Here is a 26,339-nt window from a genome sequence, read left to right on the forward strand (position 1 = left end):
GTCTCCACCGGGACCGCTGGCGCACGGCCGCGCCCGGCCGCGCGTCAGTGGTCCATGGCCAGCGTCCAGTCCCCCGCCCACCCGGCCAGGGTGACCGACGACAGCGGCCGGACGTCCACGCGCCAGTAGGTGTGCGGCGGCGCCTTCAGCGCGTACACCGCGGCCGCGCGCAGCACCGTCGGTTCGACGACCGCGGCGATCAGGGTGTCGCCCTCGCCGCCCGGCCGGGTGTCCAGCCAGTCGCCCACCCGCAGGATGAAGGAGAACAGCGACTCGCCGCCGTGCGGGGTGGCATGGGGGTCGGCCAGCCAGGCGTCCACGGCCCGCGGCTCGACCGCGGCGACCTCCCTGAGGGTGCGCCCGCGCCACCGCCCCATGTCGCACTCGCGCAGCGCGGGCTGGGCCAGCGGCCGCATCCCCAGGACGTCCCCGGTCTCACGGCAGCGCATGGTCGGCGAGCAGTAGCGCAGTTCGGCGCCCGCCAGATGTCCGTACGCCGCGATGGCCCACTCCGCCTCCCGCCACCCGGCGGCGTCCAGGGGGCGGTCGTCCTCGAAGCGCACGTCCAGCAGGGATGAGCTGCGGGCGGCGGCGAGCAGCGTGATCCGCAGATGCATTACCGGATGGTAGAACCGTGAACCGGATTGTTCGACGGTCGGGCACGGACTGTTTTCGGACGTATGCCCGGATCACTCGGGGATCAGCGCCATCAGCCGTCCGGGCTCCGCGGGCGCCCGGACGCCCTCCACCCCTAGAATCGGGATCAAAAGTATTTTCTTCTCGATACAGGCAGAAGGAGACCGCCGATGCAGGCGAACACGGGCGACCTGCTGCTGGTCCACGGCAGGTTCGTGGGACAGCACGAGAGGGTCGCGGAGATCATCGAGGTACTGGGGACGAACGGCGAGCCGCCGTACCGGGTCCGCTTCGAGGACGGGCACGAGACCGTGATGTCGCCGGGGCCCGACTCAGTGGTGCGGCACCACGGCGAGCCCCTGCTGGAGCACGGCGAGCCCCGGCGCCGCTGACGCCGGGGCCGCGCACAGGACGGAGGGAGGCGCGGACCGCCGCGGGGGCCTGGCTAGCGGGGCGCACGCACCGGGCGGTCGTAGTGGTCCTCGACCACCCGGCTCATCGCCCCGATCGGGTCCGCGGCGACGTGCTTCGCCGAGAAGTAGACGTTGCCGCGGACCTCGGGGTACCGGTCGCAGAGCGTCAGATGGCGGGAGAGTTCGGCCGGGTCGTGCCAGGCCGGCCCCTGGGCCGGATCGCCCGCCTTGTACAGCGCCTCGCCGATGTGGAGTTCGACGCCGGTGCCCCGCACCACGTCGGCCCACCAGGGCACCAGTTTCGCGTAGTCGGCGGCGGCGAAGCCGATGTTCCAGTACACCTGCGGCACGATGTGGTCGACCCAGCGCTCACGCACCCACTTGCGGGTGTCGGCGTACAGATCGTCGTAGGTCTCCACGCCCGCGCGGGTGTCGGAGCCCTCCGGATCGGTGCCCGCGTTGCGCCACACGGCGAAGGGGCTGATCCCGAAGCGCACGCGCGGTTTGGTCCGCCTCAGGCGCAGCGCGGTCTCCCGCACCAGCCGGTCGATGTTGTCGCGCCGCCAGTCGGCCCGGTCGGTGAAGGCGCCGCCGTACCGCTCGTAGGCCTCGTCGTCGTCGAAGACCTCTCCCGCCACCGGGTACGGGTAGAAGTAGTCGTCCCAGTGCACGCCGTCGATGTCATAGCGCTCCACCGCGTCGAACATCGCGTCCTGGACGAAGGCGCGCACCTCGGGCAGCCCGGGGTTGTAGTAGAGCTTGCCGCCGTAGGTCACCACCCACTCCGGGTGGCGGCGCGCGGGGTGGGATCCGGCCAGCCGCCCGGGGTCGGTGTGGTTGGCCACCCGGTAGGGGTTGAACCAGGCGTGCAGTTCCAGCCCGCGCCGGTGCGCCTCGCACACGGCGAAGCCCAGCGGGTCCCAGCCGGGGTCCTCGCCCTGGGTGCCGGTGAGGTACTGCGCCCAGGGCTCGTACGGCGAGGGCCACAGGGCGTCCGCGGTGGGCCGCACCTGGAGGAACACCGTGTTGAGACGGCGCTCGACCGCCGTGTCCAGATGCGCCAACAGCTGTCTTCGCTGCTCGCCGGCGGCGAGCCCGGGCCTGGTCGGCCAGTCGATGTTGGCGACGGTGGCCACCCACATCCCGCGCAGCTGCGGGCGCTGCCGGTACCGGCCGCCCCCGCCGCCCGTCTCCCCGGCCGACGCCGTACCCGCCCCCGGGCCCGCCAGCAGCGAGCCGGAGAGCATCCCGACCGCCGCCGCGCCGAAGGTCCTCCGAGTCAAACGCCCCATGCTGCCTCCTCCTGACGACGCCTCACCCGATCATCCCGGCCGGGTAGCGGCATGGCAACTGCGCGTGACGGACGAGTGGGCGCCCGGCGGCGCCCCACCGCCTGCGTGGTCGGTCTTTCCGGTGAGGACGTGCCCATGCCCAAGAAAGGGGTCGGCGGCCGCCGCACCGGCGGCGCCGGCCCGGCCGGAGGACGACCGGCCGCCTCCGTGAGCCCGGCCCCGAGGATCCGGGCACCGCGCAGTGCTCCATCGCCTACGAGGTCGACGGCGAGACCCGCGCCACGAGCCGGCCTTCCGGACGGCCGGTCGGCCGGGGCCGCGAAGCCCCGGCCGACCGCTTCTCCGGCGCGACGCGGTAACGTCGGTCGGCGAGGCGCTGCGGCCGGAACCGTACGGGGGCGGCGTCACGGACCAGTGGATCAGCGAAAGGCACGATGTGACCGACATCGAACGCGTCGGAGTGGTTGGCTGCGGCCAGATGGGCTCGGGTATCGCCGAGGTCTGCGCACGGGCCGGCCTGGACGTCATGGTCGCCGAGACCACCGGCGAAGCCCTGGAGATAGGCCGTACCCGGCTGGTGACCTCCCTGGAGAAGGCCGCCGCACGAGGCAAGATCGGCGAGACGGAGCGCGACGCCACCCTGGAGCGCCTGTCCTTCACCACCGACCTCGGCGAGTTCGCCGACCGCGATCTGGTGATCGAGGCGGTCGTGGAGAACGAGCAGGTCAAGACCGAGATCTTCCAGATCCTCGACCAGGTGGTGACCAGCCCGGACGCGATCCTGGCCTCCAACACCTCCTCCATCCCGCTGGTGAAGCTGGCCGTGGCGACCTCCCGCCCGGACCGGGTGATCGGCATCCACTTCTTCAACCCCGCGCCGGTGCAGCGGCTGGTGGAGCTGATCCCGGCGCTGACCACCTCCGACGACACCATCGCGCGGGCCGAGACCGCGGTCGTCAAGCTGCTGGGCAAGCACGCCATCCGCGCCCAGGACCGTTCGGGCTTCGTGGTCAACGCGCTGCTGATCCCGTACCTCCTCTCGGCGATCCGGATGTTCGAGACGGGCATCGCCAGCCGCGAGGACATCGACAACGGCATGGAGATGGGCTGCGCGCACCCCATGGGGCCGCTCAAGCTCGCCGACCTCATCGGCCTGGACACCGTCGCATCGGTCGCCTACTCGATGTACGAGGAGTACAAGGAGCCGCTGTACGCCGCCCCGCCGCTGCTCCAGCGGATGGTCGACGCCGGCCGCCTGGGCCGCAAGACCGGCGCGGGCTTCTACACCTACTGAGATCCCGCCGAACCGCACGGCGCCGGCCGGGCCGCGCGGAGGCGGGAACGCCGACGGCGGGGCGCCCCTTTTGAGGGGCGCCCCGCCGTCGGCGTTCCGCGTTCCCCGTCGCAGGCACCGGACGTACCGGCCGCCGCGGACGGGGGGCGGCTTACGCGCCGCGCAGCACCGCGCCGGTGCGCGCGACCGCCGCGGCCACCGCGGCCTCGCGGGCGGCCGTGGCCTCCTCGGCCGTCAGCGTGCGGTCGGGCGCGCGGAAGCGCAGGGCGTAGGCCAGGGACTTCTTCCCCTCGCCCAGCTGCTCGCCGGTGAAGACGTCGAACAGCCGCAGCGACTCCAGCAGCTCGCCCGCGCCGCCGCGCAGCGCCGACTCGACCTCGGCCGCCGGGACGGAGGCGTCCACCACCAGGGCGACGTCCTGCGTGGCCACCGGGAAGGCGGACACGTGCGAGGCCTGCGGAGCGCCCGAGGAGGCCCGCTCCAGCAGATCGAGGTCGATCTCCATGGCGCAGGTGCGGTCGGGCAGCTGCATCGCCTTGATCACGCGCGGGTGCAGCTCGCCGGCGTGCCCGACCAGGGTGCGCTCGCCGTCGGCGCCCGCGTACAGCGCGGCGCAGCGTCCCGGGTGCCAGGGAGCGTGCCGGTCGGCCGCCACCTCCAGCTCCACACCGGCCTCGCGGGCGACGGTGCGGGCCGCCTCGACCGCGTCGGCCCAGGTCGCCGGGCGGCCCTTGCCCCACCAGCCGGCCTGCTCGCGCGCCCCGGCCAGCACGACCGCGGCCCGGCGCGGCTGCGCGGGCAGCGCGGCGGTGAGGGAGGCGAGCTCCTCGTCGGTGGGGCGGCGGTCGACCGGCAGCCGGACGGCGACGGTCTCGCCCCCGGTGGGCCAAAAGACCAGGCCGGTCTCGAAGAGCGCCAGATCGTGCGAGCCCCGGCCGTCGTTGCGGCGCAGCGCGGTGAGCAGGCCGGGCAGCAGCGTGGTGCGCAGCGCCGGCTCCTCGTCGGAGAGCGGGTTGACCAGCCGTACGGTGCGGCGGCGGGGGTCGCCCGCCTCCAGACCGAGCCGGTCGAAGGCCGCGTCCCCGACGAACGGGTAGTTCGGCGCCTCGACGTACCCCGCTCCGGCCAGTGCCCGCCCGACCCGGCGGCGCAGCCGCTGCCGCTCGGTCAGACCGCGGCCCGAGGGAAGGCGCGGCAGGGTGGAGGGCAGGGCCTCGTAGCCCTCCAGCCGCATGACCTCCTCGGCCAGGTCGTTGGGGTCGGTCAGGTCCGGCCGCCACGAGGGCACGGTCACGGTCAGCTCGTCGGTGCCGTAGACGTCGCAGCCCACGTCCTGCAGCCGGCGCGCCACGGTCTCGCGTCCGTAGGCCACGCCCGCGACCCGGTCCGGGTGGTCGGCGCGCATCCTGATGGTGTGCGGGCCGCTGGGCGAGACGATCTCGGTCACGCCCGCCTCGGCGCTGCCGCCCGCCAGCAGGACCAGCAGGTCCACGGTGCGCTGGGCGGCGGCGGAGGCGGCCTGCGGGTCGACGCCGCGCTCGAAGCGCCTGGACGCCTCGGAGGAGAGCTTGTGGCGGCGGGCGGTGCGGGCGATGGAGACCGGGTCGAAGTGCGCGGCCTCGATCACGACCTCGGTGGTGCCGGCCGTATCGCGGGCGTCGGCGATCTCGGTGTCGGCTCCGCCCATCACCCCGGCCAGGCCGATCGGACCGCTGTCGTCGGTGATGACCAGGTCCTCGGGGTGCAGCTCGCGCTTGGTGCCGTCGAGGGTGGTGAGCTTCTCCCCCGGCCGGGCCCGGCGCACGCCGATCGCCCCGCTGACGCGGGAGCGGTCGTAGGCGTGCAGGGGCTGGCCGAGTTCGAGCATCACGTAGTTGGTGATGTCCACGGCAAGCGAGATCGGGCGCATGCCGGCCTTCTGCAGCCGCCGCTGGAGCCAGATCGGGGAGCGGGCGTCGGGCCGCACACCGGTGACCGTGCGGGCGGTGAAACGGTCGCAGCCGCGCCGGTCCTCGACCTTCACCGGGTGGCCGTGCTCGTTGGGCACGGGGACGTCCAGCAGCGCCGGGTCGCGCAGGGGCAGGCCGTAGGCGGTGGCCGCCTCGCGGGCGACGCCGCGCATGGACAGGCAGTAGCCGCGGTCGGGCGTGACGGCGATGTCGAGGACCTCGTCGACCAGTTCCAGCAGCTCGATCGCGTCGGTGCCCACCTCGTGCTCGGGCGGGAGCACGATGATGCCCTCGTGGTCGTCGCTCATGCCCAGCTCGCTGGCCGAGCAGATCATGCCCTCCGACAGCTTGCCGTAGGTTTTGCGGGCGCCGATGCGGAAGTCGCCGGGCAGCACGCCGCCGGGCAGGATCACCACGACCTTGTCGCCGACGGCGAAGTTGGTGGCGCCGCAGACGATGTTCTGCGGCTCACCCGTGCCGTTGGCGTCGCCGACGTCGACCTGGCAGTAGCGGATCGGCTTCTTGAAGCCGGTCAGCTCCTCGATCGCCAGGACCTGTCCGACGACCAGCGGCCCGGTGATGTCGGCGCCGAGCCGCTCGACGGTCTCGACCTCCAGCCCGGCCGCGATCAGCTTCGCCGCGACGTCGCGGCCGGTCTCACCGGCCGGCAGGTCGACGTACTCCCGCAGCCACGAAAGCGGGACCCGCATCAGATCTCCATCCCGAACGGCCGGGTGAACCGGACGTCACCCTCGACCATGTCTCGCATGTCCTCGACGTTGTGGCGGAACATCAGCATCCGCTCGATACCGAACCCGAAGGCGAAGCCGCTGTAGCGCTCCGGGTCCACGCCGCAGGCGGTCAGCACCCGCGGGTTGACCATGCCGCAGCCGCCCAGCTCGATCCAGCCTTCGGAGGAGCAGGTGCGGCAGGGGCGGTCGGGGTCGCCGACGGACTCCCCGCGGCAGGCGAAGCACACCATGTCCATCTCGGCGGACGGCTCGGTGAAGGGGAAGTACGACGGGCGCAGCCGGGTGCGCAGGTCCTCCCCGAACAGGGACCTGACCATGTGGTCCAGGGTGCCCTTGAGGTCGGCCATGGTCAGGCCCTCGTCCACGGCGAGCAGCTCGACCTGGTGGAAGACCGGGGTGTGGGTCGCGTCCAGCTCGTCGGTGCGGTAGACCCGGCCGGGGCAGATCACGTACACCGGCGGCTTGCGCTCCAGCAGGGAGCGGATCTGCACCGGCGAGGTGTGGGTGCGCAGCACGACGCCCGACTCCCCCTCGCCGGAGCCGTCCGGGCCCTGGACGAAGAAGGTGTCCTGCATGGTGCGGGCCGGGTGGTCCGGGGCGATGTTGAGGGCGTCGAAGTTGAACCACTCGGCCTCGGCCTCGGGCCCCTCGGCGACCTCGTAGCCCATCGCCACGAAGACGTCCTCGATGCGCTCGGACAGCGTGGTCAGCGGGTGGCGGGCGCCCGCGGGGACGCGGTCGAAGGGCAGCGTGACGTCCACCGCCTCCTCGACCAGCACGCGCTCGTCGCGCTCGGCCTCCAGCTCCTCCTGGCGCCGCTTGAGGGCCTGGCCCACCGCGCCGCGCGCCTGGCCGACGCGCCGGCCGGCCTCGGCCTTGGCGTGCGGCGGCAGGGCGCCGATCTCGCGGTTGGCCAGCGCCAGCGGCGAGCGGTCGCCCGCGTGGGCGGCCTTCACCTCGCGCAGCGCCTCCAGATCGCCGGCGGCGGCGATCGCGGCGAGGGCCGCGTCCCGTGCCCGGTCGATCTCTTCCGGTTTCAGTGCCTCGACCTCTACGGGGTCGTACGACTTGTTGGGTGCGGACATCTCTTCCCGTGCTTTTCGGTTGGCCCGTGGTTTCGGTTGGTTGCTTCGCCCCGCTCCGGCGCTTCGGCACCCTTGGTCTCCCGGCGGAGCCGGTTCCCGGGCCGCTCGAAGGTACCGGTTGTCGAGTCTACGGGGCGAGGAAGATCGCTACTGACCCGGAGGAGCCCGCGGGCGCCCGCTCAGGCCATGAAGGCCGGAACGCCCGCGGGCAGGATAAATCGGAACTCGGCGCCGCCGGCGGGCGAGCGGCCGACCGTGATCGCCCCGCCGTGGGCCTCGACGATGCCCTTGACGATGTACAGGCCCAGACCGGTGCCGCCGCGCTTGCTGCCGCGCCAGAAGCGGGTGAAGACGCGGCTCATCGATTCCTCGGGGATGCCGGGGCCCTCGTCGCTCACCGTGACCGCCGTTCCTTCGTCGCCCGTCTCCGTCCGTGCCGGTGCCACCTCTATGGTGACCGTTCCCTCACCGTGGCGCACGGCGTTTTCCAGCAGGTTGCCGAGCACCTGGTCGATCTTGTCGGGGTCGGCCCACAGTGGCGGGAGTTCGGTGGCGATCCTGCGGGCGAAGCGCTCCTCGGGGTGTCCCGCGGCGATGTGGGCCCGTATGTGCCGCTCCACGGCGGCGGCCATGTCGACGGGCTGGCGGTGGATCTCCAGCCGCCCGGAGTCGATGCGCGAGATGTCCAGCAGTTCGGTGATGAGCCGGGTGACGCGGTCGGCGTCGGCGTCCACCGTCTCCAGCATCAGCCGCTTCTGGTCGTCGGTGAACCTCTCCCACTTGGCCAGCAGCGTCGCGGTGAAGCCCTTCACCGAGGTCAGGGGCGAGCGCAGTTCGTGGGCGACCGTGGCGATCAGCTCGGCGTGGCTGCGCTCGGTGCGCCGGCGGGCCTCGGTGCCGCGCAGGGTGACCACCAGCCGCTGCACGGGGCCGGCGGGGCGGGCGCGGACGTACCGGGCGGAGACCAGGACCTCCCGGCCTCCGGGGAGTAAGAGGTTGCGTTCGGGCTGGCCGGTGCGGATGGCCAGGCCCCCGTAGGGGTCGGTGACCTTCCACCAGCGTCGCCCCTCAAGGTCCTCCAGTGGCAGGACCTGCTCGACGGGGCGGCCCAGCGCGTCCTCGCGCGGCAGTGCGGTGATGCGGGCGGCGGCGGCGTTGAAGCAGACGACCCGGCCGCGGGCGTCGGCGACGACCAGCCCGTCGGGGAGGTCGTCGGGGAGCACCTCCGTGCCGTCGGGCCGCGGTGGCTCCCGCCGCGCGAGGCGGTCGCGGGGTGTGCGGGGCGCGCCGGGCGCCTCGGGCGGCCCGCCGCCCTGTGCGCCGGACGTCCTCACGTCCACTCCCGCTCACCCCCTTCGGTCCCCGGGGCCGCCACCCTACTAGCTCGGGGTGACGCTGCGGCACCCTCCGGATGCGCGCTGCGCACGGGCCGAGGCGTAGAGGCACACCGCCGCGGCGGTCGCGAGGTTCAGGCTCTCCGCGCGCCCGTGGATGGGCACACGCACCACCTCGTCCGCCAGGGCGCGGGTCTCCTCCGGCAGCCCCCATGCCTCGTTGCCGAAGACCCAGGCGGTGGGGCCGCCCATGCGGCCCTCGTCCAGTTCGGTGTCCAGGTCGTGCTCGCCCGCGCCGTCGGCGGCCAGCACCCGCACACCCGCCTCGCGCAGCCCGGCCACGGCCCGCTCGACGGGGACGCCGACCGCGACGGGGAGGTGGAAGAGGCTGCCGACCGAGGCCCGCACCGACTTGGGGTTGTACAGGTCCACCGAGGCGTCGGTGAGCACCACCGCGTCGGCACCGGCCGCGTCCGCGCAGCGCAGCACCGTCCCGGCGTTCCCGGGGTCGCGCACGTTGGCCAGGACGGCGACCAGCCTGGGGCGGGCGGCCAGCACCCGGTCGAAGGGCAGGTCGAGGAAGCGGCAGATCCCGACCAGCCCCTGCGGGGTGACGGTCTGCGAAAGCTCCGCGATCACCTCGTCGGTGGCGGTGCGGACGCGGGCCCCGGCGGTGCGGGCGGCGGCGACGATGTCGGCGTGCCGCTCGGCGGCCTCGGGGGTGGTGAACAGTTCGGTGAGCGTGGGCTCACCGCCGCTGCGGTGGCCGGCGGCCTCGCGTACGGCCTGGGGTCCCTCGGCGAGGAAGCGGCGCTCCTTGCCGCGGGTGTTGCGGCGGGCCAGCCGCCGGGCGGCGGTGACGCGCGGGGAGCGCGGGGAGGTCAGTTCCGGGGCGGCGGCCATGGCGCGGCGTTCTCGCTTCTCGGGTGTCTCGGGGCTTCTCGGCGGGTGGGGGCCGGGCGGGCCGGGGCAAACGACCGGACCCGCGGGCTCGATGGCCCGCGGGTCCGGTGGCGTCCCGTGCCGTCGTCAGGCGGCCTTGGGAGCGTTGACGTCGCTCGGCAGCGCCTTCTGGGCCACCTCGACCAGCGCGGCGAACGCGTTCGGGTCGTTGACCGCGAGGTCGGCCAGGATCTTGCGGTCCACCTCGACCTCGGCGGCCTTCAGGCCCTGGATGAAGCGGTTGTAGGTCATGCCGTTGGCGCGGGCGCCGGCGTTGATCCGCTGGATCCACAACTGCCGGAAGTCGCCCTTGCGGCGCTTGCGGTCGTTGTAGTTGTAGACGAGGGAGTGGGTGACCTGCTCCTTCGCCTTGCGGTACAGGCGGGAGCGCTGGCCGCGGTAGCCGCTGGCCTGCTCGAGGATCGCCCGGCGCTTCTTGTGGGCGTTGACCGCCCGCTTGACGCGTGCCACGTGAATTACTCCTTGTCGCGGGGCCGGTGTGGTGGTCCGGCTGCCGTGCTACGGCGCCGTCGGCCCGAAAGTTCGATTGGGTCCCGGTGTCCGGTGTCCTGCGCCCGGCCGCTCACGGGGAACGGCGGGCGGCGGGCTCACTTGCCGAGAAGCTTCTTGATCTTCTTGGCGTCGGCCGGAGCCATCTCGGTCTTGCCCGCAAGGCGGCGCGTCAGCGTGGACGGCTTGTGCTCGAGAAGGTGGCGGCGGCCGGCGCGCTGGCGCATCACCTTGCCGGAGCCGGTGATCTTGAAGCGCTTGCTCGCACCACTGTGCGTCTTGTTCTTCGGCATGTCGCCGTTCTCTCCTCGTCGGTGGCGCCGCCGTAGCCGGCCGTGGGCCGGCGTGCGGCAGCGTCAGCTGTTTCGGTTGCTGTCCGGGCCCGGGAGGGCCCGTGCGATCCGGCGGCCGGCTCCGCGGCCGCCGGGTCATGCCTCGGCGCGTTCCTCGGCAGGGGCCGCGTTCCCCTGCTGGCGCTCCGCCTTGCGGGCGGCCTGCGCCTCACGGGCTTCGGCCATCGCCTCGGTCTTCTTCTTGTGCGGACCGAGAACCATGATCATGTTCCGGCCGTCCTGCTTGGGGTTCGACTCGACGAAGCCCAGGTCCTGGACGTCGTCCGCGAGGCGCTGGAGCAGCCGGTAGCCCAGCTCGGGACGGGACTGCTCACGACCGCGGAACATGATCGTGATCTTGACCTTGTCCCCCTGCTTGAGGAACCGGACGACGTGACCCTTCTTGGTGTCGTAGTCGTGCGGGTCGATCTTCGGCCGGAGCTTCATCTCCTTGATGACCGTGTGCGCCTGGTTCTTGCGCGCCTCACGGGCCTTCATGGCCGACTCGTACTTGAACTTTCCGTAGTCCATGAGCTTGCACACCGGCGGACGGGCGGTCGCCGCGACCTCGACCAGGTCGAGGTCGTACTCCTGGGCAAGCTCCAGGGCCTTGGCAAGCGGCACGATGCCGACCTGCTCGCCACTGGGACCGACGAGTCGCACCTCGGGGACGCGAATCCGGTCGTTGATGCGGGGCTCGGCGCTGATGGGGCCTCCTCGGTTGCGCCACGCGGATGCCTGGCGGACAGCCGCGCACGGTTGCGTTCGGTACGACCACCGAACCGGAACGCGAAAACGCCCCGGACGGGACGCAGGCGGGGCTCCTCGTTGACCGGGAGCACCGCCGCGATACACCGCGGGGCGCAGCCTGACCTGTGACCCGCCGGCCCGGAGGCCGGTCGGGTGGGAGCTTCGGAGCCTCCACTTGCGGGCCGGAACGCGCTCCACACGGATCGCCCGGCGGATCGTCTGGACGATCCGTTCGGGTGATCGCGCCGGGAGTGTGGTCCGGCCGGTCGATATCCCAGCATAGCAGGGCCGGGGGGAACTTCCTCCCCGGGCGTCGCACACGCGCGCGTACGGACGGAGCCTAGGCTGGAGCGCACCCGATCAGCAGGAAGCGGAGAACGATGAGCGACGACAGCGGCACCCCCGCCCCCTCCCCCGGCGCCGCCGGAGGTGCCGCGGGGGCGGCCGACTTCGAGACGATGACCCGCGACATCGCGGACGTGCCCGCGGTCGAGGTGATCACCACGGTCGCGGTCCACCTGATGAGCTCGGCCGCGGTCAACCTCGGCCTGGCCGAGGGCGGCGAGGACCACAAGGACCTGGACGAGGCCCGCAAGCTGATCCAGGCGCTGGCCGGGCTGGTGACCGCCGCCGCCACCGAGATCGGCTCCTACCACGCCGCTCCGCTGCGCGACGGGCTGAAGTCGCTCCAGCTCGCCTTCCGCGAGGCGTCGGCGGTGCCGGACGAGCCGGGCCAGGGACCGGGCGAGAAGTTCACCGGCCCGGTCATCGGCTGAGGCCGGGGGCCGCCGGCCCCCGGGCGCCCGGCCCCTCCCGCCCACCCGGCCGCGGCCGGGCGTCAGTCGCGGTCGTACAGCGGGCGCCCCGGCAGGGCTCCCTCCGGCGGCAGCAGGGCCAGATCCAGACCGCGCACCAGACGCGCGCGGAGCGTCTCGTCCGCCGCGAGCGCGGCGGCCACCCGCCCTGCGGTCTCGCGCGGCGGCGCGGCCGGGTCCAGGCGCAGGGCCAGCACGCCGTCGGTGCCTCGGCCGGGCCCCAGCCGGGCGGCGCTCACCGCGGGCTCGGCGGCCAGCACCGTGCGCAGCGCCTCGGTGACGGCCGGGTCCTCCAGCGGATCGGCGGCCTCCGTGCGGCCTTCGGCGAGGGCCAGCAGCGCGGGGCCGGTGAGCTGGTAGGTCACCGGCCCGGCGAGATCCAGCACGAGGGTGTCGGCGCCCTCCTGGGCGAGGGCCTGGAGCGCCTGGCGCAGGGGGACGGCGACCGGACGGGCCTCGGGGCGCCAGCGGGCCAGACTGTCGGTGGAGGTGAAGGCCGGCAGGGCCCTGCGCCCGCCCGGCGCGTTGAGCGTGGGAACCGCCATGTCGCTGGTCTTCTCCCGGCGCAGACCGTCCTCGCCGGTCTCCACCTCGCCGAGGACGGCGACCACCGGGACCAGCAGCCGGGCCTTCGCCAGGGCGGCCAGCACCTCCGGCTCGGCGGTGCGGTCCTGTGCCCAGGCGGCCAGCGCCCGGGCGAGTGCGGGATCGGCCGAGCCGTCGTCGCCGGAGAAGCCGGGGTCGGGGATGTTCTTGAGCGCCACGCCTCGAGGGTATCCGCCCGGATCAGGCGGCCTGTCTCCCGGTCCGCTCCCCCTGCCGCCCCGCCGGCCGGTCACCCCGGTACAGCAGTACGGCGCAGAGCACCAGCAGCAGACCGGCGACCGCGGCGGCGGGCGCCAGCCGGCCGCCGTACCCGCGGTCGGGGACCGGGCCGGCGCCGAAGTACTCCTTCGGATACGCCTCGGCCACCGGCCGCTGCGGCCGCGGTTCGACCTTCGTGCCCAGCTCGATGGCGGCGGCCGGGTCGACGATGCCGCTGCCCAGGTCGTCGCTGCGCCCGCCGGGCGGGGTGTTCCGGGCGGTCTGCGCGATCAGTTCCCTGACCTGCGCCGGGCTGAGGTCGGGGTGGGCGGCACGCACCAGGGCCACGCAGCCGGAGACGAAGGCGGCCGCGGCGCTGGTCCCCCAGCCCTCGTAGTACTCCCGGTCGGGGTAGGTGATGATCACATCGTGGCCGGGAGCACTGACGGTCGCGTACCAGCGGCGCGTGGAGAAGGGGGCGCGCCGGCCGGTGCGGTCCACGGCGGTCACGGCGATCACACCGGGGTAGGCGGCCGGATAGGAGGCCCGGTCGCCGTCCTCCCCGCCGTTGCCGGCTGAGGCGACCACCACCGAGCCCTTGCCCAGCGCGTAGCGGACGGCGGCGTCCTCGGCCGGGTCGGGGTGGGCGGAGGCGCTGTCGTCGCCCAGGGAGAGGTTGATGACGTCGGCGCCCTGGTCGGCGGCCCAGCGGATGCCCTCGGCCAGTGCCTCGCCGCGCTCCTCGCGGGCCTTCTTCCGCTGCGGGTCGTCGTCCTCCAGCAGAACGCGCACGGGCAGGATCCGCGCTTCGGGGGCGACTCCGAGGACGCCTCGCGAGTCGCCGGGGCCGTGGCCGCGTCCGGCGATGATCCCGGCCATCGCGGTGCCGTGCCGGGCCCAGTACTCGTCGCCCCGGCGGGCCCCGAAGCCGATGAGGTCCCTGCCCTTGAGCACCCGTCCGCGCAGGTCGGGGTGGCCGGCGTCGACTCCGGTGTCGAGCACGGCGACGGTGACGCCCTGGCCCCGGGTGGTGTTCCAGGCGTCGCGCGCGCCCACCGCGTCCAGGCCCCACTGCCGGTCGCGCACCTCGTCGGCGTGCGCGACGGGCGCGGTCAGCAGGAGGGAGGCGCAGAGCACCGCGAACGCCGACAGCGCGGAGACCAGCCCGGCGGCGCGGCGGGGGCGGCGGACGTGCGGGGGGTTCGCGGTGGCGGGGAGGCCCGTCGTGTTCATCGGTCCTGTCCGGTTTCCTGGGCGACGATGTGGCGCAGGCCGCGCTCGACGCGGTCGGCGATGCCACGGGCGTCGTGGCCGAGGCCCGCCTGGGCGGGTGCGGTGGTCTGGTCCTCCAGCACGGCCTCGGAGGCGGGCTGCGGTTCGCCGACGGTACGGCCGTCGGCGAAGCCGGAGACGGTGTAGACCACCACGGGGGCGTCGGTGAGCGGCCGGACCGTCCAGCTGGCGCGCTGGGCGTCGCCGAAGCGGGCCGCGGCGGTGCCGCGCGCCGCGTAGGGGCGGGGCATCAGACCGGCGCGCAGTTCGAGGTCCTCCTCGTCGAACCGCTCGCGCAGGGCCCGCATGCCCTTCTCATCGGCCTCGGTGAACAGCAGCCCGACCGTGGTGACGCCGCTGCCGGTCTCGTCCGCGTACGTGGCGCGCAGCAGCCGCTCGCAGCCGGCCGGTGAGAGGACCTCGGCCAGCGAGGGGTCGAAGGCGTTGCGGCAGTCTGCGTCGGGGGCGACCGCCACCCGGGTCCAGCGCCGGTCGGCGCGTCCCGGCCCGGCGCCCCGGCCGCGCAGGGTGCGGGGGAAGAGCGTGTCGACGGGTATCTCGCGCCACAGCGAGCGCGTCCCGGCGTAGTCGGCCGCGGGGCGATCGCCGGAGTCGCCGGTGAGCCAGACCCCGGCGGCGGCTCCGCCCAGCAGCCCGAGGCCCAGGACGAGGCAGACGGCCGCCGCGGCGGTGCGGACCGGCCCGCGCACGTGCCGCCCCGGCTCCGGGGCGGCGGCCGGCGTGTCCGGGTACACCAGGGGTGCGCCGAACCGCGGTGGCGGCCCCGTCGCTATCGGGGGCGCGGCGGCCGCGACCCGGGGGACTCCCGGCGGCACGGCGGGCCGCGGTGGGACGACGGGTGGGAGCGGAGCCCGGACCGGGTCGGCCTCAGTGCTCACCGGCACCCCCTCGTGTTCTGTGCCGCCCCGTCGAGTCCCTTTCGGGGCAGGCCGGTTGGTATCGGGACATCACACCGCTGACCAGCGGTCGGCGGTGGTGTGCGCGTCACTCTACGTGGATCCGGCGCAGTGGCGGCAACCCGCGTCCCGGCCTCCGCGAGGGGCCCTGACCCCGTGCGCGGGACCGAGCCGCCGCCACCGGGTCTGTCCCGGGCCCGGTGGACTCTGGCAAGCTGCCGGGGTGTTCGACGCGACCGCTGACCCCTCAGCCGACCGGGCCCGCTACGACCGGGCCACCGCCCATCTCGACGCGCCGCTCGCCGTCGTCGACCTGGCGGCGTTCGACGCCAACGCCGCCGATCTGGTGCGCCGCGCCGGCGGCAAGCCCGTGCGCGTGGCGAGCAAGTCCGTGCGCTGCCGCGTTCTGCTGGAGCGCGTGCTGGCGCGGGACGGGTTCGCCGGCGTCATGGGCTTCACGCTCGCCGAGTCCCTGTGGCTGGCCCGCTGCGGCTTCGACGACGTCCTGCTCGCCTATCCGTCGGCGGACCGGGCCGGTTACGCCGAGCTGGCCGCGGACCCGAAGCTGGCCGCGGCCGTGACGGTGATGGTGGACGATCCCGCGCAGTTCGCCCTGATCGACGCCGCCCGCGGCGGTGGACGCGAGGAGATACGGGTCTGCCTGGAGCTGGACGCCTCGCTGTGGCTGCTGGGGGGCCGGATACGGATCGGCGCGCGGCGCTCGCCGCTGCACTCCCCCGCCCAACTGGCCGAGCTGGCCCGGTCGGTGGCGCGCCGGCCCGGTTTCCGGCTGGTGGGCCTGATGGCGTACGAGGGGCACATCGCGGGCGTGGGCGACACTCCGCCCGGGCGTCCGCTGCGCGCGCGGGCGGTGAGGATGATGCAGTCGGCCGCACGGCGCGAGCTGGCCCAGCGGCGCGCGGTGGCGGTACGCGCGGTGCGGGCGGTGGCGCCGGACCTGGAGTTCGTCAACGGCGGCGGGACCGGGAGCGTGCAGCACACCGCCGCCGAGGATGCGGTCACCGAGATCGCCGCGGGTTCGGGGCTGTTGATGCCCCGCCTGTTCGACCACTACACCTCGTTCTCCGGCCGCCCCGCGGCGCTGTTCGCGCAGCCGGTGGTGCGGCGGCCCGGGGTGGGTGTGGTGACGGTGCTCGGCGGCGGTTATCCGGCCTCCGGCGCGGCGGGCCGGGACCGGCTGCCGGTGCCGTATCTGCCGTCCGGGCTGCGCTACGACCCGGCGGAGGGGCCGGGCGAGGTGCAGACGCCGCTGCTCGGGCCGCCCGCCGACGACCTGCTGATCGGCGACAAGGTGTGGTTCCGGCACGCCAAGGCCGGGGAGCTGTGCGAACGTTTCGCGGCACTGCACCTGATCGAGGGCGACCGGGTGGCGGCGACGGTGCCGACCTACCGCGGGGAGGGCCGCACCTTCCTGTGAGCCTCCGCCGGCTCCACCGGGGCCCGTCCCCGGCCCTTCCGCCGTGCCGGGAGTGGGAGGAAGCCGGGGCTCAGACCTCCATGCCGGGGCCGCCGACGGCGCGGACGCCCGCCACGATCCGGTCCATCTCGCCGGGGTCCGGGGCGTCGGCGTGGATGTCGAAGCCCAGGCGCATCACCAGCATCCGGCCGCTGCCGTCGGGCGCGGGGAAGACGACGGACTCCACGTACGCGTCGGGCTCCAGCTCGTTGGCGATCCGCCAGCGCACCCGGTGGCCCTTCCGTCCCGCGACGGTGACCTCGCCGGAGGAGACCACCTCGTGCTCCTCGATCCCGCCGTAGCCCCTGGTGTCGTAGGACTCCTCGGCGTTGCGGGCGATGTCCGCCTCGGCCATCGCCCGCGGGCCGGCCCCCTCGGGGTCGTCGGCGGCCCGCAGGGAGACCCCGGCGCGGACGCAGGTGAGGGAGGCGTCCCCGGGGCAGGGATAGGAACCGGAGGACAGCCAGATCCCGCTGTCGGTCTCCGTCTCGTTCCAGCCCTCGGGGACGGGGACTGCGACGCCGTTGACCCGGTCGACCGCGGTGCCGGGGGTTCGGTCGTCCTCCTCGCCTCCCGGGTCCTCGTCCGGCCCGTCCTCCTCCGGTCCGCCGGGCGGCGTTCCGCCGGGGGCCTCGTCCGCACCGGCGGTGGTGCCGGGCTCGGCCCGGCGGTCGTCGGAGCCGCCGGATCCCCCGGAGCCACCGAGCAGGAGCAGCCCTCCCGCCAGGAGCGCGCTCACCACGACGGCGGCGGCTATGACGGCGGCCACCAGCGGCCCGCGCGACGGCCCCGCGTCCGGGCCTGGCGGGAGGGCGACGGGCAGCCCGTACGGGGTGTGGGTGTCCCGGGCGTCGTACGCGTCGTAGGCGTCGTGTGTGCCGGCGCCGGCGGTCCGGGTGTGCGCGGTCCAGGCCGAGCCGTCCCACCAGCGCTCGGGTGCCGGGCCGGGGCCCGTGTGCCCGGGGTCCGCGTACCAGCCGGGCGGTGTCGTCATGCTCACGGCGTGCACAGTAGCGGCAACCGGCGCCCGGGAGGACCGGTGCGCCCCCATCGGCCGCGACGGAGCGGGGCACTCCGGTCGGAACGGCACTCCGGTCAGGACGGAGGAGCGGCCGGCCGGGCGGTCGGCGGGCCGGACAGCGCGGCGGTCAGCGCCGCGCCGAGCACGGCCGGCGCCTCGGCCAGGGAGGGCCCGTACCAGGTCAGATGCCGCCCGCTGACGAGGGCCGCGGGCAGCCCGGGGAACGCCTCGGGGCCGTCGTCGGCGGTGAAGCGGTACGGCTCGTCGGGCAGCACCACGAGATCGGCCCGGCCCGGCTCGTTCAGCTCCCCGATCCCGGCGCGCGGATAGCGCTCGGCGTGGTCGGCGTAGGCGTTGCGCACGCCGAGGCGGGCCAGGATGTCGCCCGCGAAGGTGTCCCGGCCCAGCACCATCCACGGCCGCCGCCAGATCGGCACCACGGCGGTGGCGTCGGCCACCGGCCGCAGCGCGCTCCAGGCGTCCTCGGCCTCGTCCAGCCAGGCGGGCCGGGGCAGTCCGCATCCGGCGGTGAGCACCCGGTCCAGTTCGGCGAACGCCTGCGGGAGCGTGCGGATCTCGGTGACCAGCACCTCGGTGCCCGCGCCGCGCAGGGCGGCGAGGTCGGCGGGGCGGTTCTCCTCCTCGTTGGCGATGACCAGGTCGGGGCGCAGGGCCGCGATCCGCTCCAGGTCGGGGTTCTTGGTGCCTCGCACCCGCGCCACGTCCAGACCGGGCGGATGGCTGCACCAGTCGGTGGCCCCGACCAGCAGTTCCGGGCCGGTGGCGGCCACCGCCTCGGTCAGCGACGGCACCAGCGAGACGACGCGGCGGACTTCGCCGGAGCCCTGAGCCGGGGCCGAGGGGGACTGGTGTCGTCGTGCGGTCGCCATGCGGTCAGCCTAAGACCCGGCGTTCGACGGCCGGCGCCCCGCGGCAGGACTTCCCCGCCGCGGGATCCCGCTGTCGGACCGGTGCGGCATGATCGGGGCGTGACCACGCGACGCCTGATGCTCCTCGATGCCGCCTCCCTCTACTACCGCGCCTACTTCGGGGTTCCCGAGTCGGTCAGGGCACCCGACGGCACCCCGGTCAACGCGGTGCGCGGGCTGCTGGACTTCATCGCCCGCCTGGTGCGCGACCACCGCCCCGACGACCTGGTCGCCTGTATGGACAACGACTGGCGGCCGCACTGGCGGGTCGAGCTGATCCCGTCCTACAAGGCGCACCGGGTGGCGGAGGAGTCCGAGCGGGGTCCGGACGCCATAGGGGCCTCCCCGGCGAAGCCAGGGGAAGAGACGCCCGACACCCTCTCCCCCCAGATCCCGGTGATCGAGGAGGTGCTGGACGCGGTCGGCATCGCCCGGGTCGGCGCGGACGGTTACGAGGCCGACGACGTCATCGGCACCCTCGTCCGCCGGGCCGGCGGTCCGGTGGACGTCGTCACCGGCGACCGCGACCTGTTCCAGCTCGTCGACGACGCGCGCGGGGTGCGGGTGCTCTACCCCGTCAAGGGCATGGGCGACCCCGCGGTCGTCGACGAGGCGGTACTGCGGGAGAAGTACGGCGTGGCGAGCGGGTCGGCGTACGCGGACCTGGCTCTGCTGCGCGGTGACCCGAGCGACGGGCTGCCGGGGGTGGCCGGCGTCGGCGAGAAGACCGCGGCCCGGCTGCTTCAGTCGTACGGCGATCTGGACGGCATCCTGGCCGCCGTCCGCGATCCCTCCTCCGGTCTGACGCCGGCGCAGCGGCGGAAGCTGGAGGCGGCGCGGGAGTATCTGGCCGTGGCGCCGAAGGTGGTGCGGGTGGCCGGGGACGTGGCGCTGCCGGATTTCGACCCGGCGCTTCCGGCCGAGCCGCTGCACGCCCAGGAGCTGGAGGAGCTTGCCGAGCGGTGGGGACTGGGCGGCGCGCTGCGGCGGCTGCTGGACGCCCTGGCCGGCTGAGCGCCCTCGCGGCCCGGCCGGGGCGGAGGACGTCGCGCACACGCCGGCCGGCGCCGGGCCCGTGTCCCGGTCGCCCGGCGCAAGCGCCGGACACGCTCCGGCCCGGTGGGCGGTTCGGCCGCCCACCGGGCCGGGTCCGCCGTGGCCCGCCCGTCAGCCGACGGAGGTGTACGCCACCACGCCGCGCACCACCTTCTCGGAGGCCCTGCGGGCGTTGCGCGCCACCGTGCCGCCCTCGGGCGCCGCCGCGGCGATCTGGCCGAGTACGTCGACCAGTTGCTTGCACCAGCGCACGAAGTCGCCGGCCGGCATCTCGGCCTCCCGCAGCACCGAGTCCAGGCTGTCGCCCTCCGCCCAGCGGTAGGCGGCCCAGGCGAAGCCGAGGTCGGGCTCGCGCTGGCCCACGCCCTCGGACTGGTTGATCCGGTGCTCCTCCTCCAGGGCGTCCAGCCGGCCCCAGATACGGACCATCTCGCCCAGCGCGTCCTTGGCCTTCCCCCCGGGCAGCACCGGCTGGAGGGCGTCGTCGGCCGAGCGCGCCTCGTACACCAGGGCCGAGGCGCAGGCGGCCAGTTCGGTCGGGGACAGGCCCTCCCAGACGCCCTCGCGCAGGCACTCGCTCGCCAGCAGGTCCAGCTCGCCGTAGAGCCGGGCCAGCCGCCGGCCGTCGTCGGTCACCTCGTCGCCGCGCAGATAGCCCAGGTCCGACAGGAGCGCGTAGACGCGGTCGAAGGTGCGGGCGATGGTGTTGGTGCGGCCCTCGATGCGGCGCTCCAGCTGCCGGGTGTCGCGCTTGAGGCGGTGGTAGCGCTCGGCCCAGCGGGCGTGCGCCTCGCGCTCGTCGCAGCCGTGGCAGGGATGGGCGCGGAGCGCCTTGCGCAGCCGTGCGATCTCGGCGTCGTCGGCGGCCTCCGAGCGCTGCCCGCGGCGGGCGCGCCCCGGCTCGTGGTGGCCGGCCCTGGTGCGCAGCGCCGAGGCCAGGTCTCTGCGGGACTGCGGGCTGCGCGGGTTGAACGACTTGGGGATCCGCATCCGCTCCAGCGGCTCGACGGGGACGGGGAAGTCCATCGAGGCCAGCCGCTTGACCTGGCGGGCGGCGGTCAGCACAAGCGGGCGGGGGCCGTCGTGGTGGTCCCAGCCGCGGTGGCCGTGGCTGCGCCCGGCCGGAACGCCCGGGTCCAGTACGAGCGCCAGACCGGCGAACTTTCCGGTGGGCACGTGGATCACATCGCCCGGCCGCAGCTTCTCCAGCGAGTCGGCCGCCGCCGCGCGCCGCTGGAGGGCGCCCTGCCGGGCCAGTTCGGTCTCGCGGTCCTTCAGCTCGCGCCGCAGCCGCGCGTACTCCTCGAAGTCCCCCAGATGGCAGGTCATCGCCTCGCGGTAGCCCTCCAGGCCCTCCTCGTTGCGCTGCACCCTCCGGGAGATGCCGACGACCGCGCGGTCGGCCTGGAACTGCGCGAAGGAGGTCTCCAGCAGTTCGCGCGAGCGGTGCCGCCCGAACTGCGCGACCAGGTTGACCGCCATGTTGTACGACGGGCGGAAGGAGGAGCGCAGCGGGTAGGTACGGGTGCCGGCGAGCCCGGCCAGCGCGCCCGGGTCCATGCCGCGCTGCCACAGCACCACCGCGTGGCCCTCGATGTCGATGCCGCGCCGCCCGGCGCGACCGGTGAGCTGGGTGTACTCGCCGGGGGTGATGTCGACGTGCTGCTCGCCGTTCCACTTGACCAGCTTCTCCAGCACCACCGACCGGGCGGGCATGTTGATGCCCAGTGCGAGGGTCTCGGTGGCGAAGACGGCCTTGACCAGGCCGCGGACGAACAGCTCCTCCACGACCTCCTTGAAGGTCGGCAGCATGCCCGCGTGGTGCGCGGCGATGCCCCGCTCCAGCCCCTCCAGCCACTCGAAGTAGCCCAGGACGTGCAGGTCCTCGTCGGGGATGGAGGCGGTGCGCTCCTCCACCAGCTCGCGCACCCGCGCCCGCTCCCCGGCGTCGTTCAGCCGCAGCCCGGCGTACAGGCACTGCTGTACGGCCGCCTCGCAGCCGGCGCGGCTGAAGATGAAGGTGATCGCCGGGAGCAGCCCCTGGGAGTCGAGCTGGTCGATCACCTCGGGGCGGCCGGGCGTCCAGATCCGGCTGCGCTGGCGCCGCTCGCGCTCCCGGTCGGCCTCGCGCACCGGTTTGCCGCGGCGCCTCTCACGGACGGAGGGCAGGCGGCTGTTCTCCATCTGGGCCATGCGGAGCAGGTCCGGATTGACCTCGCGGCGGCCGTTCCTCTCCTCGAACAGGTCGTACATCCGCCGCCCGGCCAGCACGTGCTGCCACAGCGGCACGGGCCGGTGCTCGGAGACGATCACCTCGGTGTCGCCGCGGACGGTGTCCAGCCAGTCGCCGAACTCCTCCGCGTTGGAGACGGTGGCCGACAGCGACACCAGCGTCACCGAGTCGGGGAGGTGGATGATGACCTCCTCCCAGACCGCGCCGCGGAACCGGTCGGAGAGGTAGTGCACCTCGTCCATCACCACGTAGCCCAGGCCCGCGAGTGCCTGCGAGCCGGCGTAGAGCATGTTCCGCAGGACCTCGGTGGTCATCACGACCACCGGCGCGCCGGAGTTGATGCTGTTGTCGCCCGTCAGCAGGCCGACGTTCCGCGCGCCGTGGCGTTTGACCAGATCGTTGTACTTCTGGTTGGACAGCGCCTTGATGGGCGTGGTGTAGAAGCACTTGCGGCCCCGGGTGAGGGCCAGGTGGACGGCGAACTCGCCCACGATCGTCTTGCCGGATCCGGTGGGCGCGGCGACCAGCACGCCCTTGCCGGCCTCCAGTGCCCTGCACGCCTCGATCTGGAACGGGTCCAGCTCGAAGTCGTACATCTCGCGGAAGGGAGCCAGAGCGGTGGCCTGCTCGGCGGCGCGGACCCGGGCGGCGGCGTAGCGCTCTGCTGGGGACATGTCCTCGGTCATCGTACTTACGAGCCTACCGGCCGCCACCGACACGGCACCCGGTCTTTACGGCCCGGCGGGCTCCGGGGCGAGTACCCGGACCGCCGCCGGGGCCGCCTCGACCGTGAGCGGCAGGGGTCCCAGCGGCTCGCCGTCGGCGTAGCCGGTCACGCTCTCCCCGGGCGTGGCGGCCTCCAGGGTCACCTTCGCCGCCCGGTGCACGGTGACCGCGGGGTGGGCGAGGTGGGTGCCGCGGTAGACGCGCGGGAAGACCCTCAGCAGGGTGGTCCGGTCGCACTCCCCCACCACCGTGACGTCCAGCAGGCCGTCGTCGAGGCGGGCGTCCGCGCAGATCTTCATGCCTCCGCCGTAGGAGGGGCCGTTGCCGACCGCGACCAGTGTCGCGTCGGTCTCCAGCGGCGGGCCGTCGTCGAGCACGAGGCGGTACGGGACGGTCCGCAGCCCGGCCAGTTCGGCGAGTATCGCCGCGTCGTAGCGCAGGCGCCCGGCCGGCCACCGCATGCGGTTGGCCCGGTCGTTGACGCGGGAGTCGAAGCCGGAGGCCAGCACGCTGCCGTACCAGCGCCCGCCGACCCGGCCGAGGTCGATGCTCCGGTGTCGCCCTTCCTTGAGCGCCTGCGCGATCACCCGTCCCGCCCCGGCCGGGTCGCGTACGGGCAGGCCCAGGGAACGGGCGATGTCGTTGCCGGTGCCGACGGCGACCACGCCCAGCGGGGTGTCGGTGCCGGCCACCGCCTGGAGGGCGAGGGAGGCCATCCCGTCCCCGCCGACGGCTATCAGCGCGCCGGTGCCGCCGCGCACGGCCCGCCGCGCCCTGGTGAGCGCGTCGTCGGCGTCCGCGCCGACGATCGTGCGCACCGAGAAGCCCGCCGCGCGCAGGGCCCGTGCGGCGGGCTGGGCGGCTCCCGCACCGCGGCCACCGCCCGCGGTGGGGTTGACGAACAGGGTGGTCTCACCGGTCACGCGCGGACCATACCGGCTCAGGTGGCGTCGTCGTAACCGTTGCGCCTGGTCGGAGCGTCCTCGGAGGCGCCCTCGGGCAGTGCGGAGGGGCCGTCGGCGGAGTCGATCGCCCCGACCTTCTCCGGGGTGTGGTCGAGCGGGGACGCCTCGTCGTCGCTCAGCCCGGCGTAGGGGTCCTTGCGGCTGCGGCGCCGGTCGTTGAACAGGGAGACGCCGACGGCGACGAAGTACAGCAGCACGATCGGAGCGGCCAGGGCGCCCATGGTCAGCGGGTCGCCGCTGGGGGTGGCGACGGCGGCGAAGACCGTGATGCAGATGACCATCACCCGCCACCAGCCCAGCATTCTGCGGCCGGTGAGGATGCCGCTGAGGTTCAGCATCACCAGCACCAGGGGCAGCTCGAAGGCGAGGCCGAAGACGACGACCATCCGCGTGATGATGTCGAGGAGGTCGTCCAGGGGTACGAGGTTGCCGGTGCCGTCGGGGGTGAACTCGATCAGGGTGGCGGCCATCGTCGGCAGGACGATGTAGGCGAGGTAGGCGCCGCCGAGGAAGAGCGGCACGCCGGCCGCGACGAAGGAACGCGCGTACTTCTTCTCGTGGCTGTGCAGGCCGGGGGCGAGGAAGGCCCACAGCTGGTAGAGCCAGACCGGGCAGGCCAGCACGATGCCGGTGGTGAGCCCCACCTTCAGCATGACGGTGAAGGGGGCGATCAGGCCGTTGAGGGTGATCTCGGCACAGGCCTCGCCCTTCTCCGCGGCCCGGCCGAAGCCCTCGGTGCAGCCGACGGCGTCGCGGAGCGGCTCGGTGAGGAAGTCGGCGATCTGCTTGTAGTACACCAGCCCGACGACGGTGACGGCCAGGATGGCCAGCACCGACTTCATCAGGCGGTTGCGCAGCTCCCGCAGGTGCTCCGCGAGCGGCATGCGCCCCTCGGGATCCCTCTGCGGCTTCCCCTGTCTGCGGGCGGACTTGAGCAACCCACGTCCTCGGTGTCAGTGGCGGTGTGCCGGGTGTCTGGGCTCGGACGGCACCGGGCCCGTCGCCGGGCCTGGGGCCGGGTCAGTTCTTGGTGGTCTGCTGGCCGGGCTCGTTCACCGGACGGGAGCTGGTGACGTCACCGGGCGCGGCCTGGATCGTCCTGGGCGCGGCCTGCTGGGCGGAGGTGTCCTGCTGGGCGGCCTCGTTGTCGTTCTCGTTCTCCTTCTTCATGGCCTTGGCCTCGCTCTTGAGGATGCGGGCCGACTTGCCGAGGGAACGGGCCATGTCGGGGAGCTTCTTGGCGCCGAACAGCAGCAGGACGACGAGGAGGATCAGTACGATCTCCAGGGGCCTCAGATTGCCGATCATGTGCCACTACCTTCTCGCCGGGGCGGCGTGTCCGTGCCTGCCCTACTGATTCGGACGGGCTTCCTCGTACTGGTGCGCTGGCAGCGATCGTAACCCCGGGGGGTGAACGCGGGGCAATGCCTCCGCGTCATCCCGGTGCCGGTCACGGACACCACGTTCACACCGTCTTGAAGGGTACCGCCCCGGCGCCCGGACATGGAGGGGGCGACGCCCGGCCGCGACCCCGGGGGCACACGCCGGCGTGCGGCCGACGCACCCCCGGTGCCCCGGTCAGCGCTCGATCCGCGCCCGTGCGGCCAGGGGGGTCGCGGCCCGCTCCAGGTCATCGGCGGCTCTGGCGAGATGCTCGCAGCCGTCGCCGACCGCCCGGGCGAAGCGCCGTACCTCCAGCCCCACCCGGACGGCGAGGACGCCGAGCACGGCGATTCCGCAGAAGGCGAGCGTGAGGAAGAACATGGGCCAGAGCATGGGGGCGAGCGTAGTGGACGGCCGCGGCCGGAGCGGGGACGCCCCGTCCGGCCGGGCTCGCCGGCCGGGGCCGGACCTGGCCGGCCCTCAGTCGCCGTACGCGGCCAGCGCGGCCCGCGCCGCGTCCCGGGCGCTGTCGGCCAGCTCGCCCGGGGAGACGATCCGGCCGTCGCGGCCCAGCCGCAGGGCCAGGCGGCGCAGGGAGGCCGGATCGGGGGCGCGCAGCGTGATGCGCAGACCGCCCTCGGGCAGCTCCTCGGCACTGTCGTGCGGGTAGTACTCGGCCACCCAGCGCCCGCCCGGCCCCACCTCGATCACCACCTGCGGGTCCTCGGCGGAGGGCTGGACCAGCCCCTCCGACAGGTCGCGCAGCTCCACCGGCGGCGGGTCGGAGGGCTCGTCCAGCAGCCTGATCTCGGCCACCCGGTCCAGCCGGAAGGTGCGGTGCGCCTCGGACAGACGGCACCAGGCCTCGACGTAGGTGTGGCCGACGGCGAACAGCCGGATCGGGTCGATCTCCCGCTCGGTCAGCGTGTCGCGCGTCGGCGAGTAGTAGCGGATCCACAGCCTGCGGCGCTCGGAGATGGCCCGGTCGACGTCCGCGAAGACCCCGCCCTCGGACTCGAAGCTGACCGACAGCCGGGAACTGGCCCCGGCACTCTCGCCCGCCGCCGCCTCGATCTTGGCGGTGGCGCGCTGGAGGGCCTCGCGGTCGCTCTCGCGCAGCCCCGGCAGGGTGGCGACGGCCCGCGCGGCCACCAGCAGCGCGGTGGCCTCGTCGGCGGCCAGCCGCAGCGGCTCGCCGGTGCTGGAGCCCACCGCGTCGGCGTTGTGCCACCAGATGCGCTCGCCGTCGGTGTCGATGTCCAGCAGGTCCCCGCCGCGGAAGCTGGTGCCGCACATCGGCAGGACGTGGAGGTCGGAGATCAGCTCGTCGGTGGTGATGCCGAAGGCGCGGGCGACGTCCTCGACGCGGGCGCCGGGCCGCTCGCGCAGATACGTCACCAGGGACAGCATCCGGCGGGTCTGGTCGATGGCGTTGGTGGCCATGTCGGTGGT

The 26,339-nt window shown here is 74.2% G+C and carries 25 protein-coding genes; 5 read left to right on the forward strand and 20 right to left on the reverse strand.

What is annotated here, in order from left to right; genetic code table 11:
• Positions 1–44 precede the first annotated feature (44 nt).
• The gene (locus tag ACW69E_RS17060) at positions 45–617 is read right to left on the reverse strand and encodes a histidine phosphatase family protein (protein WP_457499101.1); all 573 of its coding nucleotides are present in this window, start codon (positions 615–617) and stop codon (positions 45–47) included.
• Between the two features lie 189 nt (positions 618–806).
• Here ACW69E_RS17060 and ACW69E_RS17065 point away from each other — a divergent pair, with 189 nt between their 5' ends.
• Positions 807–1,028: a DUF1918 domain-containing protein gene (locus ACW69E_RS17065; RefSeq protein ID WP_457499102.1), complete on the forward strand. Its 222-nt coding sequence runs from the start codon at positions 807–809 to the stop codon at positions 1,026–1,028.
• A gap of 53 nt (positions 1,029–1,081) precedes the next feature.
• Here the strand turns inward: ACW69E_RS17065 and ACW69E_RS17070 are convergent, their stop codons facing one another.
• Positions 1,082–2,341, reverse strand: coding sequence for a glycoside hydrolase family 10 protein (locus ACW69E_RS17070; protein WP_457499103.1), 1,260 nt, complete (start codon positions 2,339–2,341; stop codon positions 1,082–1,084).
• Positions 2,342–2,777: 436 nt separating this feature from the next.
• Here ACW69E_RS17070 and ACW69E_RS17075 point away from each other — a divergent pair, with 436 nt between their 5' ends.
• Positions 2,778–3,635 carry a 3-hydroxybutyryl-CoA dehydrogenase gene (locus ACW69E_RS17075; protein ID WP_457499104.1) on the forward strand — a complete coding sequence of 286 codons (858 nt, stop codon included), beginning with the start codon at positions 2,778–2,780 and terminating at the stop codon, positions 3,633–3,635.
• Between the two features lie 151 nt (positions 3,636–3,786).
• On the opposite strand, the gene pheT is transcribed toward ACW69E_RS17075, so the two are convergent.
• From pheT to infC, 7 genes are all read right to left on the reverse strand, one after another.
• Positions 3,787–6,294: a phenylalanine--tRNA ligase subunit beta gene (gene pheT, locus ACW69E_RS17080; protein ID WP_457499105.1), complete on the reverse strand. Its 2,508-nt coding sequence runs from the start codon at positions 6,292–6,294 to the stop codon at positions 3,787–3,789.
• A complete protein-coding gene (gene pheS, locus ACW69E_RS17085; protein WP_093662407.1) occupies positions 6,294–7,421 on the reverse strand; it encodes a phenylalanine--tRNA ligase subunit alpha in 1,128 nt (375 codons plus the stop codon). Before pheS ends, pheT begins: the two co-directional genes overlap by 1 nt.
• Positions 7,422–7,600: 179 nt before the next feature.
• Positions 7,601–8,761: an ATP-binding protein gene (locus ACW69E_RS17090; RefSeq protein WP_457499106.1), complete on the reverse strand. Its 1,161-nt coding sequence runs from the start codon at positions 8,759–8,761 to the stop codon at positions 7,601–7,603.
• Positions 8,762–8,800: 39 nt separating this feature from the next.
• Positions 8,801–9,658, reverse strand: coding sequence for a TrmH family RNA methyltransferase (locus ACW69E_RS17095; RefSeq protein WP_457499107.1), 858 nt, complete (start codon positions 9,656–9,658; stop codon positions 8,801–8,803).
• Positions 9,659–9,784: 126 nt separating this feature from the next.
• The gene (gene rplT / locus ACW69E_RS17100) at positions 9,785–10,168 is read right to left on the reverse strand and encodes a 50S ribosomal protein L20 (RefSeq protein ID WP_093662401.1); all 384 of its coding nucleotides are present in this window, start codon (positions 10,166–10,168) and stop codon (positions 9,785–9,787) included.
• A 137-nt stretch (positions 10,169–10,305) separates the two neighbouring features.
• A complete protein-coding gene (gene rpmI / locus ACW69E_RS17105) occupies positions 10,306–10,500 on the reverse strand; it encodes a 50S ribosomal protein L35 (RefSeq protein ID WP_093850868.1) in 195 nt (64 codons plus the stop codon).
• 135 nt (positions 10,501–10,635) lie between these two features.
• Positions 10,636–11,247, reverse strand: a complete 612-nt coding sequence (infC, locus tag ACW69E_RS17110) for a translation initiation factor IF-3 (RefSeq protein ID WP_457499152.1) — start codon at positions 11,245–11,247, stop codon at positions 10,636–10,638.
• Positions 11,248–11,669: 422 nt separating this feature from the next.
• On the opposite strand from infC, the gene ACW69E_RS17115 reads away from it, so the two are divergent.
• Positions 11,670–12,065 carry a DUF1844 domain-containing protein gene (locus ACW69E_RS17115; protein ID WP_457499108.1) on the forward strand — a complete coding sequence of 132 codons (396 nt, stop codon included), beginning with the start codon at positions 11,670–11,672 and terminating at the stop codon, positions 12,063–12,065.
• Between the two features lie 62 nt (positions 12,066–12,127).
• On the opposite strand, the gene ACW69E_RS17120 is transcribed toward ACW69E_RS17115, so the two are convergent.
• From ACW69E_RS17120 to ACW69E_RS17130, 3 genes are read right to left on the reverse strand one after another with little or no spacing between them, the layout of a single operon-like run.
• On the reverse strand, positions 12,128–12,868 hold the full coding sequence (locus ACW69E_RS17120) for an SseB family protein (RefSeq protein ID WP_457499109.1): 741 nt from the start codon (positions 12,866–12,868) through the stop codon (positions 12,128–12,130).
• A 22-nt stretch (positions 12,869–12,890) separates the two neighbouring features.
• On the reverse strand, positions 12,891–14,141 hold the full coding sequence (mycP, locus tag ACW69E_RS17125; protein WP_457499110.1) for a type VII secretion-associated serine protease mycosin: 1,251 nt from the start codon (positions 14,139–14,141) through the stop codon (positions 12,891–12,893).
• Positions 14,138–14,890 carry a hypothetical protein gene (locus tag ACW69E_RS17130; RefSeq protein ID WP_457499111.1) on the reverse strand — a complete coding sequence of 251 codons (753 nt, stop codon included), beginning with the start codon at positions 14,888–14,890 and terminating at the stop codon, positions 14,138–14,140. The genes mycP and ACW69E_RS17130 overlap by 4 nt, the downstream gene beginning before the upstream one ends.
• 430 nt (positions 14,891–15,320) lie before the next feature.
• Here ACW69E_RS17130 and ACW69E_RS17135 point away from each other — a divergent pair, with 430 nt between their 5' ends.
• Positions 15,321–16,535, forward strand: coding sequence for an amino acid deaminase/aldolase (locus ACW69E_RS17135; protein WP_457499112.1), 1,215 nt, complete (start codon positions 15,321–15,323; stop codon positions 16,533–16,535).
• A 70-nt stretch (positions 16,536–16,605) separates the two neighbouring features.
• Here ACW69E_RS17135 and ACW69E_RS17140 read toward each other — a convergent pair whose 3' ends face one another.
• Together ACW69E_RS17140 and ACW69E_RS17145 are read right to left on the reverse strand one after the other, a co-directional pair.
• The gene (locus tag ACW69E_RS17140) at positions 16,606–17,568 is read right to left on the reverse strand and encodes a DUF2510 domain-containing protein (protein WP_457499153.1); all 963 of its coding nucleotides are present in this window, start codon (positions 17,566–17,568) and stop codon (positions 16,606–16,608) included.
• Between the two features lie 101 nt (positions 17,569–17,669).
• A complete protein-coding gene (locus ACW69E_RS17145) occupies positions 17,670–18,485 on the reverse strand; it encodes a helical backbone metal receptor (RefSeq protein ID WP_457499113.1) in 816 nt (271 codons plus the stop codon).
• A gap of 117 nt (positions 18,486–18,602) precedes the next feature.
• Between ACW69E_RS17145 and ACW69E_RS17150 the strand changes: the two genes are divergently transcribed.
• On the forward strand, positions 18,603–19,538 hold the full coding sequence (locus ACW69E_RS17150) for a 5'-3' exonuclease (RefSeq protein WP_457499154.1): 936 nt from the start codon (positions 18,603–18,605) through the stop codon (positions 19,536–19,538).
• Positions 19,539–19,691: 153 nt separating this feature from the next.
• Here the strand turns inward: ACW69E_RS17150 and ACW69E_RS17155 are convergent, their stop codons facing one another.
• From ACW69E_RS17155 to ACW69E_RS17180, 6 genes are all read right to left on the reverse strand, one after another.
• Entirely contained in the window at positions 19,692–22,499 is a 2,808-nt protein-coding gene (locus ACW69E_RS17155) for a DEAD/DEAH box helicase (RefSeq protein WP_457499114.1), read from the reverse strand.
• A 45-nt stretch (positions 22,500–22,544) separates the two neighbouring features.
• Positions 22,545–23,462, reverse strand: coding sequence for a diacylglycerol kinase (locus ACW69E_RS17160; protein WP_457499115.1), 918 nt, complete (start codon positions 23,460–23,462; stop codon positions 22,545–22,547).
• Between the two features lie 17 nt (positions 23,463–23,479).
• A complete protein-coding gene (tatC, locus tag ACW69E_RS17165; RefSeq protein WP_457499116.1) occupies positions 23,480–24,388 on the reverse strand; it encodes a twin-arginine translocase subunit TatC in 909 nt (302 codons plus the stop codon).
• Between the two features lie 136 nt (positions 24,389–24,524).
• The gene (gene tatA / locus ACW69E_RS17170) at positions 24,525–24,812 is read right to left on the reverse strand and encodes a Sec-independent protein translocase subunit TatA (protein ID WP_457499117.1); all 288 of its coding nucleotides are present in this window, start codon (positions 24,810–24,812) and stop codon (positions 24,525–24,527) included.
• 270 nt (positions 24,813–25,082) lie between these two features.
• On the reverse strand, positions 25,083–25,280 hold the full coding sequence (locus ACW69E_RS17175; RefSeq protein ID WP_457499118.1) for a hypothetical protein: 198 nt from the start codon (positions 25,278–25,280) through the stop codon (positions 25,083–25,085).
• A gap of 87 nt (positions 25,281–25,367) precedes the next feature.
• A complete protein-coding gene (locus tag ACW69E_RS17180) occupies positions 25,368–26,330 on the reverse strand; it encodes a helix-turn-helix transcriptional regulator (protein ID WP_206348165.1) in 963 nt (320 codons plus the stop codon).
• Positions 26,331–26,339 lie beyond the last annotated feature (9 nt).

Source organism: Streptomyces sp. SS8 (assembly GCF_054072955.1).

Excerpts from the sequence above, each read along its gene's own strand:
- ACW69E_RS17060 (WP_457499101.1), bottom strand. The coding sequence starts at position 617 with ATGCATCTGCGGATCACGCTGCTCGCCGCCGCCCGCAGCTCATCCCTG.
- ACW69E_RS17065 (WP_457499102.1), top strand. The coding sequence starts at position 807 with ATGCAGGCGAACACGGGCGACCTGCTGCTGGTCCACGGCAGGTTCGTG.
- ACW69E_RS17070 (WP_457499103.1), bottom strand. The coding sequence starts at position 2,341 with ATGGGGCGTTTGACTCGGAGGACCTTCGGCGCGGCGGCGGTCGGGATG.
- pheT (WP_457499105.1), bottom strand. The coding sequence starts at position 6,294 with ATGCGGGTCCCGCTTTCGTGGCTGCGGGAGTACGTCGACCTGCCGGCC.
- pheS (WP_093662407.1), bottom strand. The coding sequence starts at position 7,421 with ATGTCCGCACCCAACAAGTCGTACGACCCCGTAGAGGTCGAGGCACTG.
- ACW69E_RS17095 (WP_457499107.1), bottom strand. The coding sequence starts at position 9,658 with ATGGCCGCCGCCCCGGAACTGACCTCCCCGCGCTCCCCGCGCGTCACC.
- rpmI (WP_093850868.1), bottom strand. The coding sequence starts at position 10,500 with ATGCCGAAGAACAAGACGCACAGTGGTGCGAGCAAGCGCTTCAAGATC.
- ACW69E_RS17115 (WP_457499108.1), top strand. The coding sequence starts at position 11,670 with ATGAGCGACGACAGCGGCACCCCCGCCCCCTCCCCCGGCGCCGCCGGA.
- mycP (WP_457499110.1), bottom strand. The coding sequence starts at position 14,141 with ATGAACACGACGGGCCTCCCCGCCACCGCGAACCCCCCGCACGTCCGC.
- ACW69E_RS17140 (WP_457499153.1), bottom strand. The coding sequence starts at position 17,568 with ATGACGACACCGCCCGGCTGGTACGCGGACCCCGGGCACACGGGCCCC.
- ACW69E_RS17145 (WP_457499113.1), bottom strand. The coding sequence starts at position 18,485 with ATGGCGACCGCACGACGACACCAGTCCCCCTCGGCCCCGGCTCAGGGC.
- ACW69E_RS17150 (WP_457499154.1), top strand. The coding sequence starts at position 18,603 with ATGCTCCTCGATGCCGCCTCCCTCTACTACCGCGCCTACTTCGGGGTT.
- ACW69E_RS17155 (WP_457499114.1), bottom strand. The coding sequence starts at position 22,499 with ATGACCGAGGACATGTCCCCAGCAGAGCGCTACGCCGCCGCCCGGGTC.
- tatC (WP_457499116.1), bottom strand. The coding sequence starts at position 24,388 with ATGCCGCTCGCGGAGCACCTGCGGGAGCTGCGCAACCGCCTGATGAAG.
- tatA (WP_457499117.1), bottom strand. The coding sequence starts at position 24,812 with ATGATCGGCAATCTGAGGCCCCTGGAGATCGTACTGATCCTCCTCGTC.
- ACW69E_RS17175 (WP_457499118.1), bottom strand. The coding sequence starts at position 25,280 with ATGCTCTGGCCCATGTTCTTCCTCACGCTCGCCTTCTGCGGAATCGCC.
- ACW69E_RS17180 (WP_206348165.1), bottom strand. The coding sequence starts at position 26,330 with ATGGCCACCAACGCCATCGACCAGACCCGCCGGATGCTGTCCCTGGTG.